General features: G+C 42.0%; 14 protein-coding genes. 6 read left to right on the forward strand and 8 right to left on the reverse strand.

Annotated features, from left to right (window positions below; all coding sequences use genetic code 11):
- On the reverse strand, positions 1-4,505 hold a 4,505-nt coding region (locus F907_RS02795), incomplete at its 3' end, for an ESPR-type extended signal peptide-containing protein (RefSeq protein ID WP_016653086.1).
- Positions 4,506-4,760: 255 nt separating this feature from the next.
- Here F907_RS02795 and F907_RS02790 point away from each other — a divergent pair.
- The gene (locus F907_RS02790; RefSeq protein ID WP_016653087.1) at positions 4,761-5,849 is read left to right on the forward strand and encodes a helix-turn-helix domain-containing protein; all 1,089 of its coding nucleotides are present in this window, start codon (positions 4,761-4,763) and stop codon (positions 5,847-5,849) included.
- Between the two features lie 320 nt (positions 5,850-6,169).
- Here the strand turns inward: F907_RS02790 and F907_RS02785 are convergent, their stop codons facing one another.
- The gene (locus F907_RS02785) at positions 6,170-6,397 is read right to left on the reverse strand and encodes a hypothetical protein (protein ID WP_016653088.1); all 228 of its coding nucleotides are present in this window, start codon (positions 6,395-6,397) and stop codon (positions 6,170-6,172) included.
- A 228-nt stretch (positions 6,398-6,625) separates the two neighbouring features.
- Here F907_RS02785 and F907_RS19140 point away from each other — a divergent pair, with 228 nt between their 5' ends.
- Both F907_RS19140 and F907_RS02775 read left to right on the forward strand, forming a co-directional pair.
- Positions 6,626-6,859 carry a hypothetical protein gene (locus F907_RS19140; RefSeq protein ID WP_016653089.1) on the forward strand — a complete coding sequence of 78 codons (234 nt, stop codon included), beginning with the start codon at positions 6,626-6,628 and terminating at the stop codon, positions 6,857-6,859.
- Positions 6,860-6,956: 97 nt separating this feature from the next.
- A complete protein-coding gene (locus tag F907_RS02775) occupies positions 6,957-7,415 on the forward strand; it encodes a GNAT family N-acetyltransferase (protein ID WP_016653090.1) in 459 nt (152 codons plus the stop codon).
- Here the strand turns inward: F907_RS02775 and F907_RS02770 are convergent.
- Together F907_RS02770 and F907_RS02765 are read right to left on the reverse strand one after the other, a co-directional pair.
- Positions 7,400-7,597 (reverse strand): helix-turn-helix transcriptional regulator, encoded by a 198-nt coding sequence (locus F907_RS02770; RefSeq protein ID WP_016653091.1) that lies wholly within the window; start codon positions 7,595-7,597, stop codon positions 7,400-7,402. The genes F907_RS02775 and F907_RS02770 overlap by 16 nt on opposite strands.
- Positions 7,594-7,968, reverse strand: coding sequence for a hypothetical protein (locus F907_RS02765; protein ID WP_016653092.1), 375 nt, complete (start codon positions 7,966-7,968; stop codon positions 7,594-7,596). Before F907_RS02765 ends, F907_RS02770 begins: the two co-directional genes overlap by 4 nt.
- Positions 7,969-8,190: 222 nt before the next feature.
- Here F907_RS02765 and F907_RS02760 point away from each other — a divergent pair, with 222 nt between their 5' ends.
- Positions 8,191-9,336 carry an alpha/beta fold hydrolase gene (locus tag F907_RS02760; protein ID WP_016653093.1) on the forward strand — a complete coding sequence of 382 codons (1,146 nt, stop codon included), beginning with the start codon at positions 8,191-8,193 and terminating at the stop codon, positions 9,334-9,336.
- Between the two features lie 72 nt (positions 9,337-9,408).
- Here the strand turns inward: F907_RS02760 and F907_RS02755 are convergent, their stop codons facing one another.
- The 4 genes from F907_RS02755 to F907_RS02740 all read right to left on the reverse strand — a co-directional run bounded on the left by F907_RS02755 (position 9,409) and on the right by F907_RS02740 (position 15,324).
- On the reverse strand, positions 9,409-11,472 hold the full coding sequence (locus F907_RS02755; protein ID WP_016653094.1) for a putative bifunctional diguanylate cyclase/phosphodiesterase: 2,064 nt from the start codon (positions 11,470-11,472) through the stop codon (positions 9,409-9,411).
- 492 nt (positions 11,473-11,964) lie between these two features.
- On the reverse strand, positions 11,965-12,981 hold the full coding sequence (ilvC, locus tag F907_RS02750; protein WP_005277255.1) for a ketol-acid reductoisomerase: 1,017 nt from the start codon (positions 12,979-12,981) through the stop codon (positions 11,965-11,967).
- Positions 12,982-13,108: 127 nt separating this feature from the next.
- On the reverse strand, positions 13,109-13,600 hold the full coding sequence (gene ilvN, locus F907_RS02745; protein WP_005277260.1) for an acetolactate synthase small subunit: 492 nt from the start codon (positions 13,598-13,600) through the stop codon (positions 13,109-13,111).
- Entirely contained in the window at positions 13,600-15,324 is a 1,725-nt protein-coding gene (locus F907_RS02740) for an acetolactate synthase 3 large subunit (RefSeq protein ID WP_004655856.1), read from the reverse strand. Before F907_RS02740 ends, ilvN begins: the two co-directional genes overlap by 1 nt.
- 507 nt (positions 15,325-15,831) lie before the next feature.
- On the opposite strand from F907_RS02740, the gene F907_RS02735 reads away from it, so the two are divergent.
- Together F907_RS02735 and leuS are read left to right on the forward strand one after the other, a co-directional pair.
- The gene (locus tag F907_RS02735) at positions 15,832-16,179 is read left to right on the forward strand and encodes a DUF4124 domain-containing protein (protein ID WP_016653095.1); all 348 of its coding nucleotides are present in this window, start codon (positions 15,832-15,834) and stop codon (positions 16,177-16,179) included.
- A 143-nt stretch (positions 16,180-16,322) separates the two neighbouring features.
- On the forward strand, positions 16,323-18,947 hold the full coding sequence (gene leuS / locus F907_RS02730) for a leucine--tRNA ligase (RefSeq protein ID WP_016653096.1): 2,625 nt from the start codon (positions 16,323-16,325) through the stop codon (positions 18,945-18,947).
- Positions 18,948-18,974 lie beyond the last annotated feature (27 nt).

An 18,974-nucleotide genomic window follows, 5' to 3' on the forward strand; every position in this document is an offset into this window, starting at 1 on the left:
TCACCTGCTTTGATCGCACCGGCATTGGCACCATTACTTTGTAGGTTCCAGCCCTTATCCAACTCAGTGATGGCATCGCCAACATTACTTACATTGTTGCCATTTACGGTATAACTTGGGGCACTGACTGTGCCATCTGGATTAACCGTTGATCCACCACCTAAGGCATCCGATACGCTCTTGGCGGTTCCTGCCAACTGACTGCCATTAATCGCATCGGTCGAAGTGGCATTCACATCACCTGCTGCAACACCGCTGATCTTGCCTGTCGTCCCATCAATATTTACATTACCAACTTGAACCGAATCAAATGCAACATCATTCGCAGTGGCGACGTTATAAATGTCTTGCCCATCTGTGCCTGTGGTTTTAGTCACGGTGATGTTTTTGCCTTCGGTGACTTCGGTTTTAGACGCCGCTGCAGCGTTGTCAAGTTGATCTTTATTGACTGCATCTGTGCCATTTACACCTGCACCAACATTGGTAATTGAGTTACCTGCGGCATTGATGCCAGACTTGGTGATACTTGGGCCATTGGTGATGGTCACACCATTATCATTGATGACAGTATCGCCCGCAGTCACGCTATCAACCTTGAGATCTTTATTCAGTCCATACTGAATGGTGTTGCCATTCTTGGTAACGGTGAGGTTTTCTTCACCCGTCACCGTACCCATATCAACCGTATCGCCTGCTTTGATCGCACCGGCATTGGCACCATTACTTTGTAGGTTCCAGCCTTTATCCAACTCAGTGATGGCATCACCAACATTACTTACATTATTGCCATTTACGGTATAGCTTGGGGCACTGACTGTGCCATCTGGATTAACTGTTGATCCACCACCTAAGGCATCTGATACGCTCTTGGCGGTTCCTGCCAATTGGCTACCATTAATCGCATCGGTCGAGGTAGCATTCACATCACCTGCTGCAACACCGCTGATCTTACCTGTTGTTCCATCAATATTTACATTACCAACTTGAACCGAATCAAATGCAACATCATTCGCAGTCGCGACGTTATAAATGTCCTGCCCATCTGCGCCTGTGGTTTTAGTCACTGTGATGTTTTTACCTTCGGTCACTTCGGTTTTAGCAGTAGCTGCTGCGTTGTCGAGTTGATCTTTATTGACGGCATCTGTGCCATTAACACCTGCACCAACATTGGTAATTGAATTGCCTGCGGCATTGATGCCTGACTTGGTGATACTTGGCCCATTGGTAATGGTCACGCCATTATCATTGATGACAGTATCACCCGCAGTCACACTATCCACTTTCAAATCACGGTTTAAACCATATTGGATGGTATTGCCATTCTTTGTAACGGTGAGGTTTTCTTCACCCGTCACCGTACCCATATCAACCGTATCGCCTGCTTTGATCGCACCTGCATTGGCACCATTGCTTTGTAGGTTCCAGCCTTTATCCAACTCAGTGATGGCATCGCCAACCTTACTTACATTATTGCCATTTACGGTATAGCTTGGGGCACTGACTGTGCCATCTGGATTGACCGTTGAGCCCCCACCTAAAGCATCCGATACGCTCTTAGCGGTTCCTGCCAACTGGCTACCATTAATCGCATCCGTTGACGTTGGATTCACATCACCTGCTGCGACACCACTGATCTTGCCTGTTGTTCCATCAATGTTTACATTACCAACTTGAACCGAATCAAATGCAACATCATTCGCAGTGGCGACGTTATAAATGTCCTGCCCATCTGTGCCTGTGGTTTTGGTTACAGTGATGTTCTTGCCTTCAGTCACTTCGGTTTTAGCGGCGGCTGCGGCATCGTCTAACTGACCTTTGTTCACGGCATCAGTATCATTAACACCTGCACCAACATTAGTGATTGGGTTACCTGCGGCATTGATCCCCGATTTGGTGATACTTGGCCCATTGGTGATGGTCACGCCATTATCATTAATGACGGTATCACCCGCTGTCACGCTGGTAAACTCTGGGTTGTCTGCCATCTGGATTAGTATTTTATCCTGCGTTACCACAGTTTGAAGGTTACTACCACTGTAGCTCCCCCCTGTAGTAGAAGCACCTTCTACCGCAAGCGAACTCCCTAGTTGTTGCGCAGTGCTACCGCTGTTACCAGTAAAGGTCAGCGGCTGGTTGACCGCTGTGTTCAGAGTATTAAGTGCATCACCCACATTATTGGTGACGCTGATGCCATTAGCAGCTGGATTGCTTGTCAGCGCATAGACGGGTTCTGATACAGATCCATCTGGATTGACCACCGAACCACCACCTAAATGATTTGCTGTGGATTCAGCAAGATTTCCGAGCGCTGTTTGAGTGGAATACAGTTGTGAACCATTAATTGCATCGGTGCTGCTTTCACTGACACGGCCTGCCGCCACATTGGTCACTTGACGTTCATTGCCAGCACTGCCCACACTGACCACGCTGCTCGGTGCTGTTCCGGCATAACCATAAGTAATACCACCCACCGTACCATTGGCCGTTGGATTGGCTGCTGAAGTGACCGAACCTGCACCCAAAGCAACATCATCGGCATTAGTTGCAGTTGCGCCAGAACCGAGTGCCACACCACGTGTTGCTTGGGCATTCGCGGTATCACCTAAGGCAATTGCACCTGCTGCTGCAGCTGTAGAGGTATTACCTAAGGCAACTGAACCCTGACCAACAGCCAAATTGGTATTCCCAATCGCAACTGCACCATTGGCCATCGTTGAGGCCGTGTTATCACCCGCAGCAGTATTATCCTTACCTAAAGCAACTGCACCACTCCCCATTGCTCTATTTGGGTCACCGATCGCGACTGCACCATCACCGTTGGCAATTTGATTACGACCAATCGCGACTGCACCACCGTCTGCAGTCGCCGAATTAGCGGTAGTACCATCTGAGCCAATCGATACATTTTGACCAGTTGCCCCAGTCGTAACACCGTTCCCCATCGCAATGTTATTGCCATTGCTACCTAAAGCTGTCGCAGCATCATTACCAATTGCAATATCATTGGCACTATTGGCATTGGCATTTGATCCTACCGCAACAGCATTTTCACCAGCCGATACTGCAGCAGCACCCACAGCAACCGACCGATTTCCTGAAGCGTTGGATTCAGCACCAAAGGCACTAGACTCGATACCGCTGGCCGTTGCATTCGAGCCTGTTACAGTTGCCCCTTCGGCTAATGCCGCAGCTTCATTCCCTGTTGCCGTGCTAAAGTTTGCTGTAGCTTTAGATTGATTTCCTGCTGCAGTAGAATACTCCCCCGTAGCTTGTGCTCCTGCGCTCAATGCAGTTGCGCCTTGTGCTGAAGCGGTACTGTTCTGCCCCAGAGCAACAGTATTTCTTCCTGCTGCACGTGCAGTATCTCCGACAGCAACAGCAGCACGAACCAAGCCATTATCCGTTACCCCTTGCGCAGCTGCACCCTGACCAATTGCAATATCACGTGCATTGCCAGCCGCACTTTGTCGCCCCAATGCAATTGTTTCATTGCCTGTTGCTTTTGCTGTGGTTCCAACGGCAATCGAATCTACCCCATCCGCAGTGGGCGCACTAGCAGCATCATTCGCATTTCCACCTGTACCGCTTCCAATCGCAACACCACGTATACCGTTTGTTGTTGCAGAATTACCTAGTGCTATTCCCCCCGTTGCCCCTCTCGCAACAGTAGCTGTAGAGCCTTGTGCAATGGCATAATCCGCATCGGCATAACTTTGCCGCCCAAAGGCAATTGAGGTCTGACCTGTTACGCGGTTGGCAATACCAATCGCAATACTGTTGGTGCCTGCGCCTGCAAGTGTTGTTGTATTTACCGCAGTATCATCAGCAATTCTGTTACCAACTCCCATTAACGTATTATAGCCAATCAGACCATTTGAACTGTTTCCCTGCCCGATTAAGACATTATGAAAGTTACCAGGCGTCGAATTACTACTTCTATCTGCAGTTGCATTGGAATAGTTAGCAGCCCCTAACACAGTTGCCCCACCATATCCTCTGATAATATTTTGGCGCCCTACCGCTGTTGAAGAGCTAGCTACTCCATTACTAGATCCCCCAACAGACACTCCAGTGCCATAACCAAGGTCTCCACCACCTCGGCGGTTATTTATTTGTTGCCAGAAATTAGCACTTGTACCCGAAATATCATTCCCACACCCAATCGCAGTCCCATTACCACCAATGACAGTAGCTTGATTGACTCCAGTACCACATTGTGCAGAACTGGGTGAAATCGCCATACTTGAACCAGTATCGGCAACACCGCCACCTGTATTCGCGGCCGCTAAAGTACCTGTACTAAAAAAAACCGAGCTTAATGCAAGAGCAATGAAGGTCGGTTTAAATTGATATTGTTGATCTGTTGCAGCAGAAGAGGTGAGCTCTGTTTTTATAGATATACTTGTAGCTACATTACGCTTTTTGGTTACACCTCGTGCATTTTCAGAAACGACAGTCCATAGATTTAGGCTTTTATTCCAGACTAACCGATATATTTTATTCATAATTTAGGTGCCTTATATTAAACACCTACAAATCTAAATAAATAAAACCAACACAAACTTAACAACTACCACACAATTTTAACAATCAAATCACATATTTTCTCGATTTTGTGAATTATTCATCATAAGAATATTATTAAACATATTTGTCATAAATATTTAACAAAATAGGACTTTAAATCGTAAATTCATAAAAATATATTCAGCTGATGTATAAGTATTTTAGCTAAATCTCTTAATTTTATTTTAAAATGTATGAAAAAACAAATGCTTAACATTCACAACGATTATCTAAAAATACTTGTGGATACCGCGACCACATTTGGTGTCCCAAAAGGTGAAGTCATTCGATATTGTCAAATTCCTTTATCATTACTAACAGATAACAACAATAATGACCGTATAACGTTTGATCAGTGGACCGATGTTGTCATTCGGTTACTTGATTTATTACCCAATAAAGGAATTGGCTATCAGTTAGGTTTAAATTGTAAATTGACAGTTCATGGTGCAATTGGATTTATTCTCCTGAGTAACAGTACCATTGGGAGGGTACTGATTGATTTACAAAAATATTATAGTATGCGCATTCATAAAATGGATTTAGCCATCCTCAATAAAAACAATAAAATTATGATTCGACTTACCCCACTCTATCAACTACCAGATCATTTAAATGAAGCAAAAAAAAATATGATCAATAAGTTTTTCATAGAAAGCGCACTGATTGATATTATTACCAATTTACAAATGATCACTAACTTTAATTTAACTGGTATCAATATTCATGTGACATGGGATAAAGAGGAATATCACAGCCTTTATGAAAAACGCTTACCCGCTTTTCATTTCAATCGAGATCATAATCAAATTATTTTTGACCTAAAATGTTTAGACCTTCCGCTGACTTTTAGTTCAGATACGGCCTACCAGCTTGCAATGGAACTGGTCAATAAAGAATATCTTTTTTATCGAGATCAAGATAATAAAATTATTCTAAAGGTCAATCAGCAACTCAAATTTACACCAGGTCTAGGCTTTCCTAGTCTTGTTGATGTTGCCAATAAATTAAAAATATCAGAAAGAACGTTAAAAAGAGAATTAGCGCTTGCCAATACAACATTCTCTGCATTGCTTCAATCCAAAAAGTTTGAATTGGCAAAAAAGTTAATTGATTCAAACCGAAATATTCAAGAAATATCTGACCTATTGGGCTATAGCCATATTAGTGCATTTTCTAGAGCCTTCCTTGGTTGGACGGGGAAAAAACCAAGTGATTATATTCGAGAACAACGAGTTTCTATTAAAAACTATTATCTAGAGCCACCAGCAAAACCATATTAATCTTTTTTAAATTATTCCTTTCTTACCGATTGACTAAACATATTAACCGTTAAAATTAAACAGATTATGCCTTTATAATAAAAACCATTCCTTTATTTAAAGAACGAGGTTAGATTATAAAGACTCAGTTTCCCCCTCAGTTGCCGATACCCCGAATTAGGCAACTGAGGCTTTTTATTTTCAGCTGCGTGATTTTCTAATAGCTATTTAATTTTATATCTAACTTCAACATAAAATGAGTAATTTAAATTTTCTGTAAATGTAGTCAAAATTTCAGATCGTTATTTTTATATATTCTCAACCTTAATATGTATTTCTGGCTAAAAAGAACTAAACTTTTCTAACTCATCAATCAGTTGTTTCTTTAATTCATCATCATAGATTTTGAATTTTAAGTTTTCAGTATAATTTTCTGCAAAGATTAAACGGCTAAATTCACTGTTCACCAAGCCCTTGGTGAGTAAGAATGCTTGATACGCTGCAAGTAAAGCACTTACACGATGATTGAGTGGTTTTTTATTTCGTGTGTTAACCCTTTCATTCTGCATATAAATATCTCCCTAATCTTCAAAATCCCCATATCCACAGTGACTTAAAATTCTCAAGATAAAGCCCCATCATTTTTATCATTATTTTTTATAATATAAATCACGATAGTATTTTTAAATGACATTTTTATGACAATTGGTATATTCATAAAAAGCAATTAAGATCAGCTAGATAAGTTTTCTTATATCGACTATGCTGTATAAGCCTCTTATATGTGATCTATAACAATGAGCGAGACCAGCCTATTAATCGAATTGAATCAAATGATTGATTATTATATTTCGCGTAACGGCTATCGTCCTACTCGAATTCTCTTGGGCTATAAATCCTATACTGCACTGATGCTAGATCAACATTTTGCTCAAGATGTTATAAACTCAGCTTTAGATCCGAATAAGCGAAAATATAAGAAGCTGAAAATCAAAGTCACCAAAGATGATCATCAATTAGAACTTGAATAAAGCTCAGTGCCATTGAAGATTGCTTAGTCATACCTAGCAACTTCTGACAAAATTGTAGAAAATTACATCATATCAATCAGCAAAACGAATCAAAGACATGATTGTTAAAGCATCTCCAGAAGACCATAACCAACTGCTTGAAATTTGGGAGCAATCGGTTAGAGCGACCCATAATTTTTTGCCAGAAACCATGATTGATGAGTTAAAACCGCTAATCTTAAATGAATATTTTCATCATGTTGAATTATATAAATATCTGATTGATCATGAAATTGTAGGGTTTCTGGGTACTAGCCATGACAATATTGAGATGTTGTTTATTCTGCCTGAATATCGGAGATCAGGGATTGGACAGACCTTCGTTCATTTTGCTGTTCAACAACTTCAGATCTATAAAGTCGATGTGAATGAGCAAAATCTGCAAGCGGTTAACTTCTATCAGAAAATGGGATTCCATATCCTCAGTCGCTCAGAACTGGATGGTCAAGGCAATCCCTTTCCGCTCTTACATTTAGAGATCAGCCCTCAAGAGCAAGAGAATTACTCTTCTTCATAGCTAAATATCTGTTCGATGCTGCGATCAAATACATGGGCAATCTTAAAGGCCAGTGCCAGACTTGGATCATAGCGCTCCTTTTCAATTGCATTAATGGTTTGTCGGGATACCTTGAGATAATCTCCCAAGTCACTTTGTGACCAGCCTTTTTCTTTTCTCAAACTGGGTAGATTATTTTTCATCGATATTTCCAAGTTCCAACCGCGGTCGCAATCGACCAAAGCACCGCCATCATCGGCCAAATAACAAACATCGTAAGTTTTGGAAATCCGACATTTTCCAGAAAACCATAACTAAAGGTAATCAACGATGTTCCCACAAAACTCATGCCTAAGGCGTGCAATTGTATCTTTTGTTGCAGTTCATCAAAACGCTTGAACTGTTGAATAATCACATAGGCGATTGCCAAGGCAGGCAGCATTGGCGTTAATGAAACAACAATTTTAAGCCATTGTATATCAATAAAATTTAAGGCTTTTAATGAGCCAATTAAAACCACCATATAAATTGCAATTGCGATGAGCAGTTCCAACAAGTTTCGAGAATGATTCATACCACACCATGTAAAGTAAGCTTTATATCAATATATAAACTACTCCACTAAATGTAAAGCTAACTTTACACTATTTTTTATTCACTCCTTAACATTTTGTGTTTATCCGCTTACCGAATTGATCATTTTGAAAGATAAGTTAAGCAAATGAGTCACTGAGCAAACTTATTTTTTCTTCTAATATGCCGCTATTGAATAGCAACCTTTGAGCTTTAGGTTCACATGACTCAATCACCAAAAGTTAAACGCAGTTTTCTTCACAGTCCAACTGCACAAAAAATGCTAAATAGCCGTAGTGGACGTCAGGCACGCCAAATTCTCTCCAATGCAACAGATCGTCTCTTGCGCGGTCAGCAACTGGCACTTTCAGGCAGAACACCTTTTGATATTGTGTATCAACGTGAAATTATTAGCTTACGCCACTATACGGTTGCAACAGACAATACCGTAAAGCATCGTATTCCTTTGGTCATCGTGCCACCGCTTGCCGCAAATATGCTGATCTATGATTTATTCCCAAGCCGTAGTCTGGTGGGTTATTTTCTCGCACAAGGTTTTGATGTTTATCTGATTGATTGGGGGACACCAAGCCTACGCCAAGCCAAATATAATCTGGGTACATATGTGAAAACCTTTATGCCAGACTTTATTGAAAAAATCCGTGAGCATAGTGGTCAGCAGCAACTATCGCTGTATGGTTGGAGTTTAGGTGGTGCATTATCGCTCTGCTATACCGCGCTGTTCAAAGATAAAAACATCCAGAATCTGGTTATTCTGGCATCCCCGATTAATACCCATAAATCGGGTTATATGGGCAAGTTCTACCAACGCCTGACCATTCCTGCACAATGGATTCGCAGCAATACCAAGTTTCGTATCCATCAAGTGCCGAGCCGCGTCTTTCATATTCATGGCTGGCAAAACACCTTAGGTTTTAAATTGACCGATCCCATTGGTAACTTTAAAAACTATTGGGAACTGCTCAAAAATCTGAATGATCGCCAATTCGTCATTAACCACGCCACTTCCAGTTCTTTTGTCGATAATATGCTGGCTTATCCAGGTGGCGTTATGCGCGATATTATTCTACGTTTCTGGATTGATAATGAACTCTCTACGGGCTCAGTCCAATTCGGTGAACAAAGCGCGAACCTGAAAGATATTGATTGCTCCGTACTGGCGGTAGGTGGTCGTACCGATATTATTGTGACGGCCGAAGCCGTACGCCCTCTCATGGATTTAATCAGCAGTACAGACAAACAGTTTGAAATTGTTCCTGGGGGGCATATGGGCTTGGTCTCAGGGAATCAGGCTCCCCAATTGGTCTGGCCTGTGGTGACCCAATGGTTAGCTCCTCGTTCTGACTAAAATTATCTTTAAAAGAAAAAAAGGCTGCCGATATCGGCAGCCTTTAACATGAGCCAATCTTCGATTTATCCATCATGCAAAGTGCTGATAGCGATGCAATACCAACCCTTCAATATTGACGGGTGTACCCAATAAATAGCCTTGTAGTTGGTTACATCCCAAACTGGTCAGGATATCCGCTTGCTGCTGTGTTTCAACACCTTCTGCCGTCACGACTAAGCCCAATTTTGCGGCCAGATGGATAATACTTTCTATAATCGCTTCTTCTTTTGAGTTTGGTTTTAGGTCAATCAAAAAACCTCGATCAATTTTCAATTCATCGACTGGTAAATCTTTTAAATACAAGAAGCTTGAATAGCCTGTACCAAAGTCATCAATCGCAATTCGAATCCCGAGTTTACGCAAACGTTCCAACGTACGAATACTGGAATCGATATGATGCATAGCGGTAGATTCAGTAATTTCAAGAATGAGATGATGTGGTTGGATCTGGTATTGTTCTAATAATTGTTCTAATACACTAAAAAGCTTTTTATTTTCAAATTGCAGTGCAGATAAATTGACAGCGATTGGATAAAAAGGACAGCTACTTCGTTCCCACTTCTGAATCTGTATACAGGCCTGTTCAAGTGCCCAGTATCCCATCGGAATAATCAATCCAGTTTTTTCAGCCCCCTCAATAAACATTTGCGGTGTAAATAAACCCAGTGTTGGGTGTTTCCATCGAATTAAAGCTTCTACCCCACAGACCTCATAATTCGATGTAAATTTGGGTTGATAAAACAGCACAAACTGTTGCTCATCCACCGCTTTATAGAGATCATTGATCAGTTTGGACTGACTGCGTACATCTTGCTGATCTGACATCGAGTGGAACATGGTATAGGTGTTACGGCCCTGATCTTTGGAAATCAGCATAGCAACATCCGCATTAATCAACAGGTCTTGAACATTGGTGCCATGTTCAGGGTACATCGCAATCCCGACGCTGGCAGAAATATTAATATCTTTTGCCGCAATCAGATAAGTTTCCTGAATATAATGCAAAATATCTTCTGAAAGCTGCATCGCTTCATTGATATCGGTATTCTCAGAAATTAAGACGAACTCATCGCCGCCAATCCGAAATAGCTTATGGTTTGAATTCAGCTTATTGTACAAACGGTTCGCCATCTGGATCAGTAACTGATCTCCGATATGATGACCAAAGGCATCATTCACCGATTTAAAGCGGTCTAGATCGATATATAAGAATGCCGCTTTTTGCTTATTTAGGCGATGGTGATTGAATACCTCTTCTGCATGCTCAGTCAGGTATAAACGATTGGGTAATTTGGTCAGTGTGTCATGTAAAGACTGGATAGCTAACTCTTTATTGATTAAGGTGAGTTGCTCATTCCTTTCTTCAAGTCGAGCTTCTAGTATCGCAACGGCAAAACCAGCAACAAAAACCAGACTGGTAATAAAAATAATCGTAAACAGTAAAACACTTTGCTCTGTATGCTCAGAAGTCAAAACTTGCGCCAGACTTTCATCAAAGTAGGTTGCAGCCATCCCCGTATAGTGCATTCCCACAATACTAAAGGCCATGAGCACAGCAACAATTACCTTGAGCAGGGTACGGTATTTGACTGCTGTTTTATATTTAAAAATAAAAAAGAAACTTAGACCTGAACCACTAATTGCAATTAAGACTGAACACAACACCAGTAAAGGATCGTAATGCATGGCATGATGTTCAACCATCAGTGCAGCCATGCCGGTATAGTGCATCCCAGATATACCAAGCCCCATAAACACGGCACCGAGAATCAGACGAGGGATAGGCAAAGTTGGTCTTGAAGTCAGCCAAACAGCAAAGGTAGAAGCAACCGCCCCCACCAAATAGGAAAGAATTGTTAAATTAACATCAAAAAGATAGCCTTCTGGCAAATGGCTAGCCAGCATTCCCACAAAGTGCATTGACCATATGGCTAATCCTAAAATCAACCCACTCGCGATTAAAATGCTTTTTTCAAACTTTTTATAAGCAGCTTTAAAAACGAGCTCTTCCATCGAAACTGCAGCGTAACATGTCGCGACTGCAACCAAAATGGAAACGATGACCAATGTGCTATCGTAATCAACGTGAACCATAAAGGACTTCCATGATTATTCAGTACTTTTTTTTATATGATGAGCAAAAATGCCCGAAATCCGAACGACGTTTCACACCCAAAGAAGCCATGAAGACTGGATTCATAAACTTTCCTTAACAATAACATCATCTAGCATAAGGTCAAGTCTTTTTCACTTTATAAATCAATAGAATAAAAGCACATAATCATTTCAAACCAATGAAAAATCTTGTTTTTTTATTACATTTTTCACCAAAAGACTCATTTATTTTTACTAGATCATTTTAATTTTTAAGTCATGACAAATTCTTTGTTTTTAATCGTGCAGATACCCCAAAGCATGCAACACTTTTTCTATTTAATCAGAACCTTTTACAGCAAGCAAGCTGATTAAAACATCAACAATATAAGCTTATTTTTTTATCTATATTGTTATAACTCTGTTATCGCAACCCATAAAAAAACCCTTGTTTATATTCAACAAGGGTTTTTCTTTAACTCAGAGAAAAAATTAGTTCTTCTCTTTATCTACGATTTTGTTCGCTTGAATCCAAGGCATCATCGCACGTAACTTACCACCGGTTACTTCAATACCATGCGCAGCGTTTTGACGACGGCGAGCAGTCATTGATGGATAGTTCAATGCACCTTCTTGAATGAACATTTTTGCATATTCACCCGATTGGATACGTTTCAATGCATTACGCATTGCTTCACGAGACTGTTCGTTGATCACTTCAACGCCAGTTACGTACTCACCATATTCAGCGTTGTTAGACACTGAGTAGTTCATGTCGGCAATACCGCCTTCGAACATCAAGTCAACGATTAACTTCAACTCATGCAAGCATTCGAAGTAAGCCATTTCTGGTGCATAACCAGCTTCAACCAAAGTTTCGAAGCCCATTTTAACCAATTCAACTGCACCACCACAAAGAACCGCTTGCTCACCGAACAAGTCTGTTTCAGTTTCTTCACGGAAAGAAGTTTCGATGATACCAGTACGACCACCACCTACGCCTGAAGCATAAGAAAGTGCAACATTACGAGCATTTCCAGAAGCATCTTGATGGATCGCGATTAAGTCAGGAACACCTGAACCACGTTGGAATTCTGAACGTACAGTGTGACCTGGTGCTTTTGGTGCAACCATGATTACGTCTAAGTCTTTACGTGGAACAACTTGGTTATAAAGAACAGAGAAACCATGAGCAAATGCTAAAGTTGCACCTTCTTTGATGTTCGGCTCAATCACGTCACGATAAAGTTGAGATTGGAACTCATCTGGTGTCAAGATCATCACGAGGTCAGCTTGGGCAACAGCCGCTGGAACTTCAGATACTTTAAGACCTGAGTTTTCAGCTTTTTTCCAAGAAGTAGAACCAGCACGTAAGCCAACAGTTACGTCTACGCCAGAGTCTTTCAAGTTAAGTGCGTGTGCATGACCTTGTGAACCATACCCAATGATTGCAACTTTCTTGCCTTGGATGATTGATAAGTCACAGTCTTTATCGTAAAAAATTTGCATCTGTTTTCTCCGCTAAAATTTTTGTCATTTCCCTTGTTCTGCAAGGACAGATCTTTTGTAGGCTCCCCCATGATTACCGTTCTGGGTGATCCCCCCTCTTTTTCAAAGAGGGGTTGGGGGAGATTTTTTAAATTGTTAAAACTTTTTCGCCGCGCGCAATGCCTGATACACCAGAGCGTACAACTTCAAGGATGGTATTTTCTGAAAGTGCATCAATAAAACCATCAATTTTTTCAGTTGTTCCTGCAATCTGAATCGTATAGGTCGTTGGTGTTACATCCACGATTTGAGCACGGAAGATGTCAGCTGTACGTTTGATTTCCGCACGTGCCGCACCCAATGCCTTGACTTTGATCAGCATCAATTCACGTTCGATATGTGAACCTTCAGACAGGTCGACCACTTTCACCACTTCAACCAATTTATTCAATTGCTTGGTGATCTGCTCGATTTTGTGATCATCACCATACGTGGTTAAGGTCAAACGAGACAGGGTTTCATCTTCTGTTGGCGCAACATTGAGGGTTTCAATGTTATAGCCACGCTGGCTGAATAAACCAACCAGACGAGAAAGCGCACCAGCTTCGTTTTCAACGAGTACTGAAATAATATGTCTCATTATGTACGCTCCCCTTTACCTAACCACATATCCTTCATGGACTGACCAGCGATCAGCATCGGATATACATGTTCTGTACGATCAACCATGACATTAATGAATACACATTTATCATTAATTGCCATCGCTTCAGCTAATTTAGAATCGAGCTCGTCAGCATGGTTAATCTGAATGCCCACGTGACCATAGGCTTCCATTAACTTGGCAAAGTCAGGTAATGAGTCGACATAAGAACTTGAATGACGTCCTTCGTAGTTCATGTCTTGCCACTGCTTCACCATGCCTAAAGCTTGGTTATTCAAGCAAAGAATTTTCACATTCAAGCCATACTGCTTACAGGTCGACAATTCTTGGATACACATCTGAATTGATGCTTCACCTGTAATACACACTACTTGCTGGTCAGGGAATGCCAGCTTTGCAGCCATCGCATACGGTAAACCAACACCCATGGTGCCTAGACCACCTGAGTTAATCCATTGGCGTGGACGTTTGTATTTATAGTAGTTCGCACCAAACATTTGATGCTGACCTACGTCAGATGTAATGATCGCTTCACCATTGGTCGCACGATCCAATGCTTCAACCACTTGTTGTGGTTTCATCACACCATTTTGACCTGCTTCATAACGCAAGCCATGTACTTTACGCCACTCATTAATTTGAGACCACCATGCCGCAATTGCTTCAGGGTTTGGCTTCGATACATTCATCTGTTTCAATTGCGCCAACATTTCTTGAAGAACAGGCTCTACTGCACCCACGATTGGGATGTGCGCCATAATGGTCTTCGAAATCGTTGCCGGATCGACATCAATATGAATGACTTTTGCATTGGTACAGAATTTTGCTGGGTTATTGGTCACACGGTCATCGAAACGTGCACCAATCGCTAAGATCACATCGGCATTATGCATCGCCATATTGGCTTCATAAGTACCGTGCATCCCCAACATTCCCACGAATTGCGGGTCGTTACCCGGGAAAGCACCTAAGCCCATTAAAGTATTGGTGACTGGATAGCCCAACAAGTGAGCAAGTTCAGTCAATAATCCAGAGGCATTACCTTGAACTACACCACCGCCCGTATAAATCATCGGACGTTTTGCCGTAATTAGCTCATCAATCGCTTTACGAATCTGACCTGAATGGCCACGTGAAGGCGGTTGATAAGAACGCATCTTCACTTTTTCAGGATATTCGTAGGCAAATTTTTCCGCAGGATTAGTTGCATCCTTTGGAATATCAACCACAACTGGACCCGGACGGCCAGATGCAGCGATATAGAATGCTTTCTTAATAATTGCAGGAATTTCACTCGCGTGACGCACTTGGAAACTGTGTTTTACGATTGGACGAGAAATACCCACCATATCAGTTTCTTGGAACGCGTCTTCTCCAATAAGATGGCTTGCAACCTGACCAGACAAAATCACCATTGGGATTGAGTCCATGTAGGCTGTTGCGATTGGAGTGACGGTATTGGTTGCGCCTGGTCCTGAAGTGACCAGTACCACACCAGTCTTACCTGTTACGCGTGAGTATGCATCTGCCATGTGACCAGCAGCTTGCTCATGACGAACGAGGTAATGGTTAATTTTGTCTTGTTGAAATAGCGCATCATAAATATGTAATACAGCGCCGCCTGGATACCCAAAAACATGCTCTACGCCTTCGTCCGCAAGGGCACGAACGAGCATTTCACCACCAGATAAAAGTTCCAACGTGATTCACCCTAGTGTTAGCACAATTTATGGGAGACATAAATTGTGTGTTATTCATTAACTTTTGCACTTCTTATAAGTGTGCGTATTCTACTCGTTTTTGCTGCAATAGGAAAAATTTTCTGAGACTCATCAGCCGTATAAACTTGATGACATCTCGAATCAAAATGTGCTGGGATAAGCATATTTCAAAACGTCATTCTCTCGGCTAGAAAGAATGTCCATTGCAAGCCATGACATTTATTCGAAGGGTGATCAAATAAACACATATAAAACTTGAGAAAGCATTCTTGTTTCTTTCATAAGCAATGTCAAGAACAAAGAAAAGGTTTTTAACGAATATTTTTTGGCTGTTGTTTTTTTAAACACATTTCACGAAATATTTTGGTCTTTTTAAATGCCCTTTTATCAAAAAACTATTTTCTTTTTATTGAAAACTAGGCATTGTAAACTGCTTGATTAGGCACTTTGGTCGAATATAAATATATTTTCTTTGGGGGATCAAATATGAAATCATCTTATTTAAAAACAATCTTATACACGATTACAGCAACGATAATGCTGCTCTGTTCAAGCCAAAACCATGCACAGCAATATTATAAATGGGTCGATGCCAGTGGTTCGACCCATTACACCACAACACCGCCACCGAAAGGTGCAAAACGTTTGGACAAAGTTTCGACTTATGGCAACAGCCATCAAACCACCACCCCAACCACTCAGCAAGGGCATCAAGCCAATCCTGAAGCTGCACCCAATATACCGCAGCAGGCCTCTCAAACAGCACCTGTAGCACCAGCAAGCACAGTTAAACCGCAGAGCCCGCCACCTGCCTCTGCTGTATCTGCTAAATAAACACAACGACAATCCTGCAAGGTCATCTTCAATACAGTGACCTTGTAGATAAAATCCCGATCTAAAAACTGACAATTACTACAATTTTGCGCTATGCTGTGCGGCAATCTTAACTTTACTTTTTTGTTGTATCGCATATCCCTATGACGACTTCTCACATTGACTCCGAATATCAAGCAAGTGCCATTGAGCCCCAAGTTCAACAAGACTGGGACAATCGCAAAGTTTTTAAAGTTGCAGACACTGTAGAGGGCAAACATCGCTATATCCTGTCGATGTTCCCGTACCCAAGTGGCAAACTGCATATGGGGCATGTGCGTAACTACACCATTGGTGACGTGATCAGCCGTTTTTATCGTTTAAAAGGCGAAACTGTATTACAACCGATGGGTTGGGATGCATTTGGTTTACCTGCTGAAAATGCAGCGATTGCGCATCAGGTAGCACCTGCAAAGTGGACCTTTGAAAACATCGCTTATATGCGTGATCAATTAAAAAAATTGGGTTTGTCTGTGGATTGGGATCGCGAATTTGCGACCTGTACACCAGAGTACTACCACTGGGAACAATGGTTATTCGTACAACTTTATAAGAAAGGCTTGATCTATCGTAAGCTTTCAACCGTCAACTGGGACCCTGTAGACCAGACCGTGTTGGCCAATGAACAAGTTGAAAATGGTCGTGGCTGGCGTTCAGGTGCATTGGTAGAAAAACGTGATATTCCAATGTACTACTTCCGCATCACTGACTATGCACAAGAATTATTAGACGACCTAGATACCTTGCAAGATGGCTGGCCACAACAGGTCTTGACCATGCAACGTAACTGGATTGGCCGTTCGACAGGGATGGAGATTACCTTCCCTTCTGCCAATACTGAAATTTATGCAGATGGCTTAACGGTTTATACCACACGTGCTGATACCTTGATGGGTGTAACCTATGTTGCCGTTGCAGCAGAGCACCCAATGGCACTCAAAGCTGCTGAAAACAATCCTGAACTTGCTGCATTTATTGAAGAATGCCGTATGGGTTCAGTCGCAGAAGCTGATTTAGCCACGGCTGAAAAGAAAGGCATGGCTACAGGCTTATTTGTGAAGCATCCAGTGACAGGCGAAGACCTCCCTGTTTGGATTGCCAACTATGTATTAATGTCATACGGTTCAGGCGCTGTGATGGCGGTTCCTGCACATGATGAACGTGATTTTGAATTTGCCAATAAATTCAACTTGGCGATCAAGCAAGTAATTAATGCCAAAGGTGCTGATGATGCTGAATACTCAGCAACTGAATGGCAAGAATGGTATGGTTCAAAAGAAGGCAAATTGGTAAATTCTGGTGAGTTTGATGGTTTAGCATTCCAAGCTGCTTTTGATGCCTTCCTTGCAAAATTAGAACCACAAGCATTGGCCAATTCTAAGGTTCAATTCCGTTTACGTGACTGGGGTGTTTCCCGTCAACGTTACTGGGGTTGCCCAATCCCAATGATCAACTGTAATAGTTGTGGTCAAGTCACGGTTCCAGAAGATCAATTGCCTGTGGTATTACCAACCGATGTGGTTCCAGATGGTTCTGGTAACCCATTGAACAAGATGCCTGAATTCTATGAAACCAAATGCCCAAGCTGTGGCGGCGATGCGCGTCGTGAAACAGACACCTTGGATACCTTCGTAGAATCCTCTTGGTACTATGCACGTTATGCATCTCCGGATTTTACTGGTGGTATGGTAAAACCTGAAGCGGCTCAAAACTGGCTTCCAGTCAACCAATACATCGGTGGTGTTGAACACGCGATTCTGCACTTACTTTACGCACGTTTCTTCCATAAATTGATGCGTGATGAAGGCGTGGTTCAAGGTAATGAGCCTTTCACTAACTTGTTAACCCAAGGCATGGTGTTGGCAGATACCTTCTACCGTGAAGCAGAGAATGGCAAAAAAACTTGGTTCAACCCTGCTGACATCGAATTAGAGCGCGATGAGAAAGGTCGTATCCTTTCAGCCAAATATTCAGGTGATGGTCAAGAAGTTGTGATCGGCGGGCAGGAAAAAATGTCTAAGTCGAAAAACAACGGTATTGATCCACAAGCCATTATTGACCAATATGGCGCAGATACTGCACGTGTCTTCATGATGTTTGCTGCACCACCTGATCAATCATTAGAATGGTCGGATGCCGGTGTTGAAGGGGCCAACCGCTTCTTGAAACGTGTCTGGCGTTTGGCAGCAGGTTTCCTTGAAAAAGGCAATCAAGCTATTGCGATTGATACAGCCAACCTTTCTAAAGACGCACAAGACTTACGTCGTAAAACCCATGAAACGATCCAGAAAGTGGGTGATGACATCGAGCGTCGTCATGCCTTCAATACGGCGATTGCTGCATTGATGGAATTACTCAATGCCAGCAACAAGTTTGAAGCCAAAGATGATAACGATGCAGCTGTAGCACGTGAAGCCATCACCACCTTGTTAACTTTGCTTGCTCCATTTGCACCGCACTTGAGCCAGACCTTGTTAACCCAGTTTGGTTTGGAGTTAACAACGGTTGAATTCCCGCAAGTGGATGAGTCAGCGTTAACCCGTAATACACAAACGATTGTTGTACAAGTGAATGGTAAACTTCGTGGTAAGTTAGAGGTCGCTGTCGATATGTCTAAAGAGGATGTATTGGCTTTGGCAAAAGCATTACCTGAAGTTCAACAATTCTTGACCGGTCCAACCAAAAAAGAAATCGTTGTACCGAATAAACTCGTTAATTTAGTTGTTTAATAATTCGTTCTCGCCTCTCTTTGTAAA

The organism is Acinetobacter colistiniresistens (genome assembly GCF_000413935.1).
Classification (GTDB): Bacteria; Pseudomonadota; Gammaproteobacteria; order Pseudomonadales; family Moraxellaceae; genus Acinetobacter; species Acinetobacter colistiniresistens.

Bases quoted from the DNA above. Each gene is read 5' to 3' on its own strand.
- F907_RS02790 (WP_016653087.1), top strand. From the start codon at position 4,761: ATGAAAAAACAAATGCTTAACATTCACAACGATTATCTAAAAATACTT.
- F907_RS02785 (WP_016653088.1), bottom strand. From the start codon at position 6,397: ATGCAGAATGAAAGGGTTAACACACGAAATAAAAAACCACTCAATCAT.
- F907_RS19140 (WP_016653089.1), top strand. From the start codon at position 6,626: ATGAGCGAGACCAGCCTATTAATCGAATTGAATCAAATGATTGATTAT.
- F907_RS02775 (WP_016653090.1), top strand. From the start codon at position 6,957: ATGATTGTTAAAGCATCTCCAGAAGACCATAACCAACTGCTTGAAATT.
- F907_RS02770 (WP_016653091.1), bottom strand. From the start codon at position 7,597: ATGAAAAATAATCTACCCAGTTTGAGAAAAGAAAAAGGCTGGTCACAA.
- F907_RS02765 (WP_016653092.1), bottom strand. From the start codon at position 7,968: ATGAATCATTCTCGAAACTTGTTGGAACTGCTCATCGCAATTGCAATT.
- F907_RS02760 (WP_016653093.1), top strand. From the start codon at position 8,191: ATGACTCAATCACCAAAAGTTAAACGCAGTTTTCTTCACAGTCCAACT.
- F907_RS02755 (WP_016653094.1), bottom strand. From the start codon at position 11,472: ATGGTTCACGTTGATTACGATAGCACATTGGTCATCGTTTCCATTTTG.
- ilvC (WP_005277255.1), bottom strand. From the start codon at position 12,981: ATGCAAATTTTTTACGATAAAGACTGTGACTTATCAATCATCCAAGGC.
- ilvN (WP_005277260.1), bottom strand. From the start codon at position 13,600: ATGAGACATATTATTTCAGTACTCGTTGAAAACGAAGCTGGTGCGCTT.
- F907_RS02735 (WP_016653095.1), top strand. From the start codon at position 15,832: ATGAAATCATCTTATTTAAAAACAATCTTATACACGATTACAGCAACG.
- leuS (WP_016653096.1), top strand. From the start codon at position 16,323: ATGACGACTTCTCACATTGACTCCGAATATCAAGCAAGTGCCATTGAG.